The organism is Streptomyces sp. NPDC001270, from assembly GCF_042896695.1.
Classification (GTDB): domain Bacteria; phylum Actinomycetota; class Actinomycetes; order Streptomycetales; family Streptomycetaceae; genus Streptomyces.
On sequence record NZ_JBIAXM010000012.1, the window covers coordinates 97980 to 111796 of the forward strand.

Below are 13817 nucleotides of genomic sequence, written 5' to 3' on the forward strand. Positions count from 1 at the left end.
CGGGGGGGGGGGGGGGCGCGGGGGGGGGGGGGGGGCGGCCCCCGCCGCCGCCCCCCCCCCCCCGGGGGGGGGGGGGGGGGGCGGGGCCGCCCCCCCCCCCCCCCCCCCCCCCCCCCCCCCCCCCCCCCCCGGCCAGGTGCCGCCGCAGCACGCGGCGGACATGTACCTCCAGGACGCCTACGACCAGGACCCCTACCGGGCCCAGGACCTCACCGCCCAGGATCCGGTCGGTGAGGCGCTCTACGACCGGGCAGCACACCCCCCGCCGCCCCCGGGGACGTATCCGCAACAGCCGCTGTACGGCCAGCCGCCCCAGTCGCCCTACGCCCCCGACCCCCGGGTGTGGGCCCAGACCCCGGCGCCCGAACCGGCCGGACCGACCCAGCACATGCCCTTCGGTGAGGACCCTCGGACGACCCAGTTCGTCGGCGTGGACGACCTTGTCACGCACTCCGGCGAGGAACGCCACGAGCCGGACGCCTTCGCTCATCTCTTCCGGGACCAGCAACAGGGCACCGGACAGCCGCCCATGACGTTGCCGGCCGACTCCGGCCCGGGCGGTGGGCAGGGACCCGCAGGGCCGTACCAGGCGTCGCCGCAACCCGCTACTCCGAACCCGGCAGGGGAGTACCCAGGGCAGTATCAAGCCGCGCCGCACCCGGGGCCGCAGTACCAGGGGGGCCGGCCCCCCGCGGCCCAGTACCCGGCGGGGCAGTATCCGCAGGCTCCGTATCAGCAGGCCCAGTACGAGCAAGGACCGTACGGGCAGGCGCAGTACCAGGCGGCCCCCTCCACGGCCGGCCCGACCGCACCGGCGGGTGGCGTCCCCGGACCCGCCCCGACCGATGCCGCCACGGCCTCGGCGTCCGCTTCCTCCGCCGCCGCTCCCGCCGCGAAGAAGGGCGGGCGCGCGGCCGGTCTGCTGAAGTCGAGTGCCGTGATGGCGGCCGGCACCATGGTCTCCCGCCTGACCGGTTTCATCCGCTCCGCGCTCATCGTGTCGGCGCTGGGTGTCGGTCTGCTCGGCGACACCTTCCAGGTCGCCTACCAGTTGCCGACGATGATCTACATCCTGACCGTCGGCGGTGGCCTCAACTCCGTGTTCGTGCCGCAGCTCGTGCGCGCCATGAAGGAGGACGAGGACGGCGGCGAAGCCTACGCCAACCGGCTGCTGACCCTGGTAATGGTGGCGCTCGGCGCGCTCACGGTGCTCGCCATCGCCGGCGCTCCGCTCCTCATTCGCCTGCTGTCGGACTCGGTGGCGAGCGATCCGGGGGCAAACGAGGTCGGCATCACCTTCGTCCGCTACTTCCTGCCCTCGATCTTCTTCATGGGCGTCCATGTGGTGATGGGTCAGATCCTCAATGCCCGGGGCAAGTTCGGCGCGATGATGTGGACCCCGGTCCTGAACAACATCGTCATCATCGTGACGCTCGGCATGTTCATCTGGGTCTACGGCACCGCGGCGCACTCCGGGATGAAGGTCACGAACATCCCGCAGGAGGGCCAGCGCCTGCTCGGTATCGGCGTGCTGCTCGGACTCGTCGTCCAGTCCCTCGCGATGATCCCGTACCTGCGGGAGACCGGATTCCGGCTGCGGCTGCGGTTCGACTGGAAGGGCCACGGTCTCGGCAAAGCGGCCACGCTCGCCAAGTGGACCTTCCTGTTCGTCCTCGCCAACCAGGCGGGCGCACTCGTCGTCTCCCAACTCTCCACCTCAGCCGGCAAACATTCACCCGTGGACGGCACCGGCTTCGCCGCCTATGCGAACGCCCAGCTGATCTGGGGTCTGCCGCAGGCCATCATCACCGTCTCGCTGATGGCGGCCCTGCTGCCGCGCATCTCGCGCTCGGCCGCGGAGAACGACACCGGCGCCGTCCGCGACGACATCTCCCAGGGACTGCGGACGACGGCCGTGGCGATCGTGCCCGTGGCGTTCGGCTTCGTGGCCCTCGGCATCCCGATGTGCACGCTGATCTTCGGCTCCTCAGGCACCAGCGAGGCCACCAACATGGGTTACATGCTGATGGCCTTCGGCCTCGGCCTGATCCCCTACTCCGTGCAGTACGTCGTCCTGCGCGCCTTCTACGCCTACGAGGACACCCGCACCCCCTTCTACAACACGGTCATCGTGGCCGCCGTCAACGCGGGCGCCTCGGCCGCCTGTTACTTCCTGCTCCCCGCCCGCTGGGCCGTGGCCGGCATGGCCGCCGCGTACGGCCTCGCGTACGCGATCGGCGTGGGCGTCGCCTGGAAGCGGCTGCGCAAGCGGCTCGGCGGCGACCTGGACGGTGCCCGCGTCCTGCGGACGTACGCGCGGCTGTGCATCGCCTCCGTACCGGCCGCGGCGCTCAGCGGCGCCGCCTGCTACGGCATCGGCCACTCCCTGGGTCAGGGCGTCATCAGCTCGTTCCTCGCGCTCGTGGCCGGTGGTGCCCTGCTGCTCGGTGTCTTCTTCGTCGCGGCTCGCCGTATGCGGATCGAGGAGATCAACTCCCTCATGGGGATGGTGCGTGGGCGTCTGGGACGCTGAGGCAGGGGTAGGCGCACAACCATCGTCCGCCCCCGTGTGTCGTGCATAGCGGCAGACTGTGGGCACAATTGGTTTCGGCGTCGGACAGCGTGCAACGGATGGGGAGGCAGGGAACGACGGTGGCGGAACGGAGCACGGCTGCCGTCGACGTGGCAGACAACAGCGGTGACAAGCCGCTGACCGCCAAGGCGGACCAGTCCACGGCCGACGGGGTGGCCCAGAACCCGGAGCGGGACACGGACAACGACGAGGCACAGGGAAACGCCGGGGCCGAGGGTCCCGGGAAGGACACCTCACCTCCCGAGCTGCACAGCGGTCACAAGCTCGCCAGACGCTACCGACTGGAAGAATGTGTCACCCGTCTGGACGGATTCAGCAGCTGGCGTGCGGTCGACGAGAAACTCCGGCGGGCCGTCGGCGTGCACATCCTGCCGGCGGACCACGCGCGGGCCCGTAATGTGCTGGCCGCCGCCCGGTCCTCGGCACTGCTCGGCGATCCTCGCTTCGTCCAGGTCCTGGATGCCGTGGAGGAGAACGATCTCGTCTACGTCGTGCACGAGTGGCTGCCGGACGCCACCGAGCTGACAGCGCTGCTGTCCGCCGGACCACTGGAGCCGCACGACGCCTACCAGATGGTCAGCCAGGTCGCCGGCGCCATGGCGGCGGCCCACCGCGAAGGTCTGGCGCATCTCCGTCTCAACCCGAACGCCGTGCTGCGCGCCTCCACCGGCCAGTGGCGTATCCGGGGCCTCGCCGTGAATGCCGCCCTGCGCGGCATCAACTCCGACACCCCGCAGCGCACGGACACCGAGTCCATCGGCGCCCTCCTGTACGCCGCGCTCACCCAGCGCTGGCCGTACGAGAACGACGCCTACGGGCTGCCCGGCCTGCCCAAGCACATCGGTCTGATCGCCCCGGACCAGGTGCGGGCGGGCGTCCACCGTGGGCTGTCCGAGCTGGCCATGCGTGCGCTCGTCAACGACGGTGCCACGGCCTCCCGGCACGAGGCGCCGTGCACCACGCCGGAGGAGCTGGTGAAGGCGATCGGCGAGATGCCCCGCATCCGTCCGCCGGAGCCGGCGTTCACGGCACCGCCCGAGTACCAGCGCACGACCTACCAGCAGGGCACCTACGGCCGCCCGGCGCCGCGCCCCGGCGCCACCCAGCCCATCCAGTCCCCGCCGCCCCCGTTGCAGAGCCGTACCGGCAAGGTTCTCAAGTGGACGGTCTCCGCACTTCTGATCGCCGCCCTGGGACTGGGCAGCTGGCAGCTCGCGGACGCACTGATGGACCGCGGCAACCAGTCCGGCGACAGCAACAACACCCAGACGTCGGACGGCGGCGAGAAGGGCAAGGGCGATACCAGGCCCGGCACGGCGCTCAAGATCCAGGGTGCCCAGGAGTTCGTCGCCGAGGGCGATGCCCAGCACCCCGGGGATGTCGGCAAGACATACGACGGGGACACCTCGACGAACTGGCGGACCAAGACCTTCAAAGAGGGTCCGCCCATCGCCCCGTACAAGCCGGGTGTGGGCATCGTCTACGACCTTGGTTCGGCGAAGGAGATCTCCGCGGCGTCCATCGGATTGCGCTACGCCGGCGATCACACCACCGTCGAGCTGTATGCGTCCGACTCCCTGACGCCGTCGTCGCTCGAAGCGATGGACAAGATTGGCAGCGCCAGTACGAGTGGCACCGACGCCACGGTGAAGCTCACCAAGCCGGCGAAGAGCCAGTACCTCCTGGTCTGGCTCACCGCGGTGCCGTACTCGGGTCCTGACCCCGCCGAGTACAGCGATGCCGGGTACAAGCAGGCCATCACCGAGGTGAAGTTCACGGGCTGACGCTCACCGGAGCGGGAGGGGGTCAGATGGCGGACGACACCGGGTTCGACGGGGTGAGCGATCAGGATCTGCTCACCCGGCACGTCGGAGGTGATCCCGATGCCTTCGGTGAGCTGGTGCGCCGGCACCGGGATCGACTGTGGGCGGTCGCCCTCCGGACGCTGGGGGACCGCGAGGAGGCCGCTGACGCCGTCCAGGACGCCCTTGTCTCCGCCTACCGGGCTGCGCATACCTTCCGTGGGCATTCGGCCGTCACGACCTGGCTGCACCGGATCACGGTGAACGCCTGTCTGGACCGTGCCCGCAAGGTGGCGTCCCGGAGGACCGCGCCGGTCGACGACACCGAGCGGCTGGAGCAGTTGCTGGAGCCGCATGAATCGGCCTCGGCGCCGGCTGAGCGGAACGATCTGCACCGGCAGCTGCTGGAAGCCCTGGCGACGCTTCCGTACGACCAGCGTGCCGCCCTCGTCCTGGTGGACATGCAGGGCTACCCGGTCGCCGAGGCCGCCCGCATCCTCGATGTGCCCGTCGGGACCGTGAAGAGTCGCTGCGCTCGTGGCAGAGCCAGGCTTCTCCCGCTGGTCTCCCATCTACGGCCGCAAAAAACCGGTGAGGGCACCCGCCCGGATCCGGCACGGAACCACTCGGAGGGGACGTCCGTCCCACCGACAGCGGATGCCGGGGACAGAGACCCCGAGCACACGGGGTCCAGTGATTCAGCCGTAGTGAAGGGCGGAGGTGGGCGAGCGTGAATTCGAGGACAGATACGACCGGGCACCCGGACGTCACCGAGATCTCCGACTTCACCGAAGGTCTGCTCCCACCGTCGCGGATCACGGATGTGCGGCGTCATATCGACGCGTGCGATCTCTGCGCCGACGTCCTCCGCTCTTTGGAGGAGATCCGGGGCCTCCTGGGCACGCTACCCGGCCCGCAGATGCCTGCCGATGTGGCCGGCCGGATCGACGCCGTGCTCGCCGCGGAAGCACTGCTCGATGCCACGCCGCCCGCTGGATCCGCACCGGTCACGGTGTCTGTCAGCGTGTCCCCCGGTTCATGCGGTGAGGACGTCGGTCCATCCGGTGAGAACGCCGGGACGCATGTTTCACGTGAAACATCGGCTCCCACGGACCGTCCCGTCGGTCGTCCCCATGGCGCGACCGGTCCGGGCCGGAAGGATCGCCGCCGTGGACGCCGCAGGACCGTCGTCATGGGAGCCGTCCTCACCGCTGCCGTCCTGGGAGCCGGATCCCTTTTTCTCCGGTCGTTCGGCACCGACAAGGCCCCCGTGACGCCGTACGCAGAGCAGACCACGGCAGCCGACACCTTCTCCGGGGGCAATCTGGAGAACCAGGTGGCCGGCCTTCTCGCCGCACACCAAGTGCAGCCCGGTCCCGACACCCAGGAACCACGGATCAGCACCGAAGCGGTTCCCCAGACACCGAACGCCGTCAAGAGTGCGGGCACTCTGCTCCAGACCTCCGCCCCGGTCCCGGACTGTGTCCGTGGAGGCATCAACGGCAGCGGCGACATCCTCGCCGCCAAAAAGGGGATCTACGACGGGAAGGACGCCTATCTCGTCGTGCTGCCCGACGCCGGCGACAGCGCCCGGGTCACTGCCTACGTCATCGACGCGGCCTGCATCGGCCGGGAGCCCGTATCGCCGGGCACAGTCCTGTGGAAGCAGTCCTTCACCCGTTCCTGAAGGTCTGCGGTTCGTCTCGGTCCGCAACGGCAAACCCGCGCGTGAGGAAGCCCCGTGTGCCCGGACACACCGGGAATGCGGGCCCCGTAGGATCCGTTGGGTGGGGTGAGAGTTCTGACAGGGGCTCCCACCGGTCGAATGACAGAGACCAGAGACGAGGAATGAAGCCGTGAGCGACGTCCGTAACGTGATCATCATCGGCTCCGGGCCCGCCGGTTACACGGCGGCGCTTTACACTGCGCGCGCCTCGCTGAAGCCCCTGGTGTTCGAGGGGGCCGTCACAGCGGGGGGCGCACTGATGAACACCACCGATGTGGAGAACTTCCCGGGCTTCCGCGACGGCATCATGGGTCCCGACCTCATGGACAACATGCGGGCCCAGGCCGAGCGCTTCGGCGCCGAGCTGGTGCCGGACGACATCGTCTCCGTCGACCTCACAGGTGAGATCAAGACCGTCACGGACACCGCCGGTACCGTCCACCAGGCCAAGGCCGTGATCGTCACCACCGGCTCGCAGCACCGCAAGCTCGGCCTGCCGAACGAGGACGCTCTCTCCGGTCGTGGTGTCTCCTGGTGTGCCACCTGTGACGGGTTCTTCTTCAAGGACCAGGACATCGCCGTGATCGGCGGCGGTGACACCGCGATGGAGGAGGCCACCTTCCTCTCGCGGTTCGCCAGGTCGGTGACGATTGTCCACCGCCGGAACAGCCTGCGCGCCTCCAAGGCGATGCAGGAGCGTGCTTTCGCCGACCCGAAGATCAAGTTCGTCTGGGACAGCGAGGTCGCCGAGATCCAGGGCGATCAGAAGCTCTCCGGTCTGAAGCTGCGCAACGTCAAGACGGGTGAGCTGTCCGACCTCCCGGTGACGGGTCTGTTCATCGCGATCGGTCACGACCCGCGGACCGAGTTGTTCAAGGGCCAGCTGGACCTGGACGGAGAGGGTTACCTCAAGGTCGACTCCCCGTCCACTCATACCAACCTGACCGGTGTCTTCGGCGCCGGTGACGTGGTCGACCACACGTACCGACAGGCAGTCACCGCTGCCGGCACCGGCTGCTCGGCCGCTCTCGACGCCGAGCGGTTCCTCTCCGCCCTCGCGGACGCGGAGAAGGCCGAACCCGAGAAGACCTCCGTCTGACCCCCTTCCGCCCCACCGCACGATCAAGTTAAAGGAGCTCGCCGTGGCCGGCAGCCTGAAGAACGTGACCGACGCCTCCTTCGAAGAGGACGTCCTCAAGAGCGACAAGCCCGTCCTGGTGGACTTCTGGGCCGCCTGGTGCGGTCCGTGCCGCCAGATCGCACCGTCTCTGGAGGCGATCGCCGCCGAGCACGGCGACAAGATCGAGGTCGTCAAGCTCAACATCGACGAGAACCCGGGTACGGCCGCCAAGTACGGTGTCATGTCGATTCCGACCCTGAACGTCTACCAGAGCGGCGAGGTCGCGAAGACCATCGTCGGCGCCAAGCCCAAGGCCGCGATCGAACGCGACCTTGAGGAGTTCATCGCCGAGTGAGCCGGCTGAACGGCGCCGTGGTCGAGCCGACGCCATGTTTCACGTGAAACACGAATGGGCCAACCCGCCGGGGTTGGCCCATTCGCTTGAGACCGACGCCCGCTCTAGATCGACGCCCTCTAGAGCGGTCGCAGCGCCGGTTCCTTCTGCACGGCGCCCAGGAGCCGGTCGATCGCCATCTCCACGTCTTCCTTCCAGGAGAGCGTTGTACGCAGCTCCAGACGCAGGCGTGGATAGGCGGGGTGGGGCCGTACCGTCTTGAAGCCCACTGCCAGCAGATGATCGGCCGGCAGGACACAGGCGGGCTCTTTCCAGCGGGCATTCCCGAATGCCTCGATCGCCTTGAAGCCCCTCCGCAGCAGGTCCTTGGCGACGGTCTGCACCATCACACGGCCCAGCCCCTGCCCCTGATAACCCGGCATGATGAACCCGGTCATCAACTGCACGGCGTCCGGGGAGACGGGACTCGTCGGAAACGCCATCGCGCGGGGTACGTAGGCCGGGGGTGCGTAGAGCACGAAGCCGACCGGTGCCTCGTCGACATAGACCACCCGGCCGCAGGATCCCCAGTCGAGCAGGACGGCGGAGAGCCAGCCTTCCTTCTCCACCGCGGCCGTGCCCGCATTCACCGCGGCCTGGCCACTGACCGGGTCGAGTTCCCAGAAGACACACGAGCGACAGCGCTTGGGAACATCCTGAAGGTTGTCCAGCGTGAGCGGTACGAGCCGGCGCCCCATGAAGGCTGTTCCTCGCTTCCTTCGCCCGCGACGTCGCGAGCTGCTGTCAAAGCGCCCCGTTCCCTGAGCAGGCTGCCCACGAAGCCGCCGAGCGCGCCCAGTCCCAGGCCCGCGCTCGCCAGTCTGGTCCGGCCCACCGTTCGCATGACCCCCGCCTCCCAGGGAGGGGTGCTGCCAGGTGAAAGCGCCATACCCGAACGCATCGTATCCACGATGCGTTTGCATCGATACCGCCAGAAAGCAAAGAGCGGACCGCGTTCCAGTACACACCGGACACGATCCGCTCCGTCACCCGACAGGGCAGGGTCGGCGCACGCTCAGTCCTCCAGGACCTCCGAGTCCACTTCCTGGAGGTCCTGCGGGAAGACCGGTCCCTCACCCGGGGCGAGCGTCCCGAGGATCCTCTCAAGGTCTTCCATGGAGGCGAACTCCACGGTGATCTTGCCCTTCTTCTGGCCGAGGTCGACCTTCACCCGTGTCTCGAAGCGGTCCGAGAGCCGAGTGGCGAGATCGTTCAGCGCTGGGGAGACCCGGGTTCCGGCGCGGGGTCCCTTGGAGCGCTGAGTGGCCTGGGGACGCGAACCCATCAGGGTCACGATCTCCTCGACCGCACGCACCGAAAGTCCCTCGGCCACGATCCGGTGAGCCAGCCGGTCCTGCTCCTCGGAGTCCTCCACCGAGAGCAGCGCCCGGGCGTGACCGGCGGACAGCACCCCGGCGGCGACCCTGCGCTGGACGGACGGCGACAGCTTCAGCAGACGCAGGGTGTTGGACACCTGCGGACGGGATCGCCCGATGCGGTCCGCCAGCTGATCGTGGGTGCAGTTGAAGTCCTTGAGCAGCTGGTCGTAGGCGGCGGCCTCCTCCAGCGGATTCAGCTGGGCCCGGTGCAGGTTCTCCAGCAGCGCGTCCAGGAGGAGCTTCTCGTCGTCCGTCGCCCGGACGATCGCGGGGATCGCTTCGAGGCCGGCCTCACGGCAGGCTCGCCAGCGCCGCTCGCCCATGATGAGTTCGTAGCGGCCGGGACCCAACTGCCGTACGACGACGGGCTGGAGGAGGCCGACCTCCTTGATGGAGGTAACAAGCTCTTGCAGCGCGTCCTCGTCGAAGACCTCACGCGGCTGGCGCGGGTTCGGTGTGATGGAGTCGAGGGGGATCTCGGCGAAGTGAGCGCCCATCGGCGGTGCGGGCGCCTCTGCGACGCCGAACACCGACGGTTCCTCGGTCTCCTGTACAACAGGCGGCAGCGTGGCCACCTTGGCCGCGGCAACCCCACGGTCGGCCGTCAGCACCGGGGCCGCGGGGGACGGGGATGTCGCTCCCCCGATCGCGGCCGATGCCGGGTTCTTCTCCGTCGGGGCAGCAGGAATCAGCGCGCCCAGACCTCGGCCCAACCCCCTCCGTCGCTCGCTCACTGGATCCCCTCCACCATGCTCGGATTGCTCTGCGCCCCAATATGGGCCTGAGTCGGGTCGTAGTTGACACCGACCCCCTTCAACGCGATTTCTCGTGCCGCCTCAAGATAGGACAGGGCACCACTCGATCCCGGATCGTAGGTCAGTACCGTCTGGCCATAGCTCGGCGCCTCGGAGATACGGACCGAGCGTGGAATGCTCGTCCTCAGCACCTCGTCACCGAAGTGACTGCGCACCTCTTCCGCGACCTGAGAAGCAAGACGCGTCCGGCCGTCGTACATGGTGAGCAGGATGGTCGACACATGCAGGGTGGGATTGAGGTGGCCCCGCACCAGATCGACGTTACGCAACAGCTGACCCAGACCCTCCAGCGCGTAGTACTCGCACTGGATGGGGATGAGGACCTCGGCCCCCGCCACCAAGGCGTTGACGGTCAACAGGCCGAGCGACGGCGGGCAGTCGATGAGGATGTAGTCCAATGGCTGTTCGTACGCCTGGATGGCCCGCTGCAGCCGACTCTCGCGGGCCACCAGCGACACCAACTCGATCTCCGCACCGGCGAGGTCGATGGTGGCGGGGGCGCAGAAGAGACCCTCGACATCGGGGACCGGCTGGACGACCTCCGCAAGAGGCTTGCTTTCGACCAACACGTCGTAGATGGAAGGCACTTCGGCGTGATGGTCGATCCCCAACGCGGTGGAGGCGTTGCCCTGCGGGTCGAGGTCGACCACCAGGACACGACCGCCATGCAGAGCGAGCGAAGCGGCAAGATTGACCGTCGTCGTCGTCTTGCCCACGCCACCCTTCTGGTTGGCGACCACGACAACTCGGGTCCGCTCGGGGCGCGGCAGACCTTCGCCGGCGCGGCCCAGAGCCTCCACCGCCAATTGGGCAGCACGACCGATGGGAGTGTCGTCCATCGGAGGCGGTGTTTCACGTGAAACATCCGCCCCCATCGACTCGGTGCGGGGACCGGGGACCGGATCGGTCATCGGTCCCGCGATGTTGGCGTCGGACCGCAAGGATTCACTCTCCTCGACTTCAGGCTCGCAATGAACAGAGCCTCCCATGCCTTCGGGGTCGTGAACCAGTGAGCCCTGGTGTTCTGTGGAGAATTCCACCTCTGTGGACAACTCCGTGCCTCTGGAGAGGGACGGATTGCCATCTGAAGGCGCTGTCTCCCCGAGAGAACCGAGGGGCTTGCGGTCGCGAGGTTCGGCCGCGGCCCGGCCGCGACTGATGATGCCGTGCAGCAGTGAGCGACGTTTCACGTGAAACACGATGCACAGCGGCTGCGACGGTATCTCCGCGACACTCCGGGTTGCGTAGGTTTGGAGGCTTGTGTGGAGTAAGTGGCGTCGTCAGGACGGATCAGCAGCGCTCATCCGCCCGACCGTCTCAGCGACGTCTGCGCGTGCGCCCGGTACGGGCCGCCTTCGCCCGCTTGGCCGCAAAGCGCACACCGCCAGGGCTCTCCCCGACCTCGACCCGTACGACGGTCGACAGCGGGTCTACGACCCCCTCGCCCACATGCAGAACAGAGGTCGACACCGCTCCGAGCTTGCTCAGTGCCGCCCCCGCGGCCTTCAGCTCCTCCTCGGCGGTGTCGCCCTTCAGCGCGAGCATCTCGCCATACGGCCGCAGCAGGGGGATCCCCCATCCGGCGAGCCGGTCCAGAGGCGCCACCGCCCGGGCCGTCACCACATGGACCGGCGGTACCTTCCCCATGACTTCCTCGGCCCGCCCACGGACGACCGTCACATGGTCCAGGCCCAGCATCTCGACGACTTCGGTCAGGAAGTTCGTGCGCCGGAGCAGCGGCTCCAGCAGCGTGATCTTCAGGTCCTCACGGACGAGTGCGAGAGGGATCCCCGGCAGGCCGGCGCCCGAGCCGACGTCGCACACCGTCACCCCCTCCGGAACCACCTCGGAGAGCACCGCGCAGTTGAGCAGGTGCCGACCCCACAAGCGGGGCACCTCGCGCGGGCCGATCAGCCCACGCTGCACACCGGCCTCGGCCAGCAGCTCCGCGTAGCGGACCGCATCGGCGAAACGCTCGCCAAACACTTCCCGCGCCTGTTCGGGCGCAGGGGGGAGATCCGCTGCCTCCGTCACGGGGACCGTCCTTCCGTACAGCGTCGACGTCGTACGCCGACCACAGAACAACCAGGCTGACAAAGTTCGGCCCCGCCTGGACAACAGACGGGGCCGGTAGAACCAGGGGGCCGATCAGGCGGGCAGCACGACGACGAACCGCTGCGGCTCCTCGCCCTCGGACTCGCTGCGCAGCCCCGCGGCCTTGACCGCGTCATGCACGACCTTGCGCTCGAACGGGGTCATCGGCTTCAGCTTGACGGGCTCACCGGAGCTTTTGACCTCAGCAGCGGCCTTCGCACCCAGCTCGGAGAGTTCGCCGCGCTTCTGGGCACGGTAGCCCGCGATGTCCAGCATCAGCCGGCTGCGGTCCCCGGTCTCCCTGTGCACGGCCAGGCGAGTCAGCTCCTGAAGGGCTTCCAGCACCTCGCCGTCACGGCCGACCAGCTTCTGCAGATCGCGGCCGCCCGTGTCGCTGATGATCGACACGGAGGCGCGGTCCGCTTCGACATCCATGTCGATGTCGCCGTCGAGGTCGGCGATGTCGAGCAGACCCTCAAGGTAGTCCGCCGCGATCTCACCCTCCTGCTCCAGGCGGGTCAGGGTGTCTGCACCCTCGGCAGCGGCGGAGGTGGTGCCTTCCGTCACGGGATGGGCTCCTTCTTACTTCTTGGACGGGGACTTGGGCCGCTGCGGATTCTTGCGCTGACCGGACTGGGCCTTGCTTCGGGTGCCGGCACTCGGCTTCGCCGCCTGCTTGGCTGCGGGCTCGGCGTCCTGCGGCTGTTCGGACTTCCCCAGCGACGTGGACGGGGCATCGGCATCGGCGTCGGCGTCGGCCTCTGGATGGGCGCCGGCGTCGGCCTGCTTCGGGCCGCCGGACTGGCGCTGGGCCTTGCTCTGGCGCTTGGGCTGCTGGCGCTTGGGAGCGGCAGCGGTGGTGGTCGTCGTCGTGCCGTCCTCGGCCACGGTGACGGTCTGGCTGTCGCTCTTGAGGACCGTGCCGTCGGCCTGTGCGGCGAGACCCGCCTTGCTCAGGCCGTTGATGAACTTGCGCTCGAACTCATTGCGGTCCCGGCCCTTGCTCACGATCGCCTTGATGATGGCCTTCTCGCTGCGTCGGCCGACCTTGCCGTGGTGCGTGACGTGCTTGGTCAGACGCTCCAGATAGGCGGCCTGGGCCTTGGAACCCGGGGTGGGGTTGTTGCGGATGACGTACATCTGCTGGCCCATGGTCCACACGTTGGTGGTCAGCCAGTAGACGAGGACACCGACCGGGAAGTTGATGCCGAAGACGGCGAACATGACCGGGAAGACGTACATCAGCATCTTCTGCTGCTGCATGAACGGCGTCTTCACCGTGGTGTCGACGTTCTTCGTCATCAGCTGGCGCTGCGTGTAGAACTGCGACGCCGACATCAGGACGATCATGATCGCGGTGACGACCCGGACATCGGTCAGCGAGGCACCGAGGGCGGCGACCTTGCCCGAGCCATCGGTGAACTTCGCGGCCAGCGGGGCGCCGATGATGTGCGCCTTCTGGGCGCTGGCGAGCAGCTGGTCGTTGATCACGCCGATGGTCTTGCCCGACGCGATGCCGTTGAGCACGTGGTACAGGGCGAAGAAGAACGGGGACTGCGCCAGGATGGGAAGGCACGAGGAGAGCGGGTTGGTGCCCGACTCCTTGTACAGCTTCATCATCTCTTCGGACTGACGCTGCTTGTCGTTCTTGTAACGCTCCTGGATCTTCTTCATCTCGGGCTGGAGCGTCTGCATGGCCCGGGTCGCCTTGATCTGCTTCACGAAGAGCGGGATCAGGCAGATGCGGATCAGGATCACCAGGGACACGATGGACAGGCCCCAGGCCCATCCGGTGTCAGGGCCGAAGACGGCGCCGTACACCGTGTGGAACTGGACGATGACCCAGGAAACGGGTGTCGTGATGAAGCTGAAGAGGCTGGCAATCGAGTCCACT

General features: G+C 68.3%; 12 protein-coding genes. 6 read left to right on the forward strand and 6 right to left on the reverse strand.

Annotated features, from left to right (window positions below):
- The 6 genes from murJ to trxA all read left to right on the forward strand — a co-directional run.
- The coding region (gene murJ, locus ACFY2B_RS21455) for a murein biosynthesis integral membrane protein MurJ (RefSeq protein WP_390764677.1) at positions 1-2533 on the forward strand (2533 nt) is incomplete at its 5' end.
- Between the two features lie 119 nt (positions 2534-2652).
- Positions 2653-4377 carry a protein kinase family protein gene (locus tag ACFY2B_RS21460; RefSeq protein ID WP_390764678.1) on the forward strand — a complete coding sequence of 575 codons (1725 nt, stop codon included), beginning with the start codon at positions 2653-2655 and terminating at the stop codon, positions 4375-4377.
- A 26-nt stretch (positions 4378-4403) separates the two neighbouring features.
- On the forward strand, positions 4404-5129 hold the full coding sequence (gene sigM / locus ACFY2B_RS21465) for an RNA polymerase sigma factor SigM (protein ID WP_390764679.1): 726 nt from the start codon (positions 4404-4406) through the stop codon (positions 5127-5129).
- Positions 5130-5665: 536 nt separating this feature from the next.
- Positions 5666-6082, forward strand: a complete 417-nt coding sequence (locus ACFY2B_RS21470) for a hypothetical protein (protein WP_390764680.1) — start codon at positions 5666-5668, stop codon at positions 6080-6082.
- A 169-nt stretch (positions 6083-6251) separates the two neighbouring features.
- Positions 6252-7220, forward strand: coding sequence for a thioredoxin-disulfide reductase (gene trxB / locus ACFY2B_RS21475; protein ID WP_390764681.1), 969 nt, complete (start codon positions 6252-6254; stop codon positions 7218-7220).
- Positions 7221-7263: 43 nt separating this feature from the next.
- Positions 7264-7596 (forward strand): thioredoxin, encoded by a 333-nt coding sequence (trxA, locus tag ACFY2B_RS21480; RefSeq protein WP_376525389.1) that lies wholly within the window; start codon positions 7264-7266, stop codon positions 7594-7596.
- 119 nt (positions 7597-7715) lie between these two features.
- On the opposite strand, the gene ACFY2B_RS21485 is transcribed toward trxA, so the two are convergent.
- The 6 genes from ACFY2B_RS21485 to yidC form a co-directional block, all read right to left on the reverse strand.
- Entirely contained in the window at positions 7716-8333 is a 618-nt protein-coding gene (locus ACFY2B_RS21485; RefSeq protein WP_390764682.1) for a GNAT family N-acetyltransferase, read from the reverse strand.
- Between the two features lie 317 nt (positions 8334-8650).
- Entirely contained in the window at positions 8651-9748 is a 1098-nt protein-coding gene (locus tag ACFY2B_RS21490; protein ID WP_390764683.1) for a ParB/RepB/Spo0J family partition protein, read from the reverse strand.
- On the reverse strand, positions 9745-10818 hold the full coding sequence (locus ACFY2B_RS21495; protein ID WP_390764800.1) for a ParA family protein: 1074 nt from the start codon (positions 10816-10818) through the stop codon (positions 9745-9747). Before ACFY2B_RS21495 ends, ACFY2B_RS21490 begins: the two co-directional genes overlap by 4 nt.
- Before the next feature lie 328 nt (positions 10819-11146).
- Entirely contained in the window at positions 11147-11863 is a 717-nt protein-coding gene (rsmG, locus tag ACFY2B_RS21500; protein ID WP_376525395.1) for a 16S rRNA (guanine(527)-N(7))-methyltransferase RsmG, read from the reverse strand.
- Between the two features lie 114 nt (positions 11864-11977).
- Entirely contained in the window at positions 11978-12490 is a 513-nt protein-coding gene (locus tag ACFY2B_RS21505; protein ID WP_390764684.1) for a protein jag, read from the reverse strand.
- Between the two features lie 15 nt (positions 12491-12505).
- Positions 12506-13816 carry a membrane protein insertase YidC gene (gene yidC, locus ACFY2B_RS21510; protein ID WP_390764685.1) on the reverse strand — a complete coding sequence of 437 codons (1311 nt, stop codon included), beginning with the start codon at positions 13814-13816 and terminating at the stop codon, positions 12506-12508.
- Between the last annotated feature and the right edge of the window lies 1 nt (position 13817).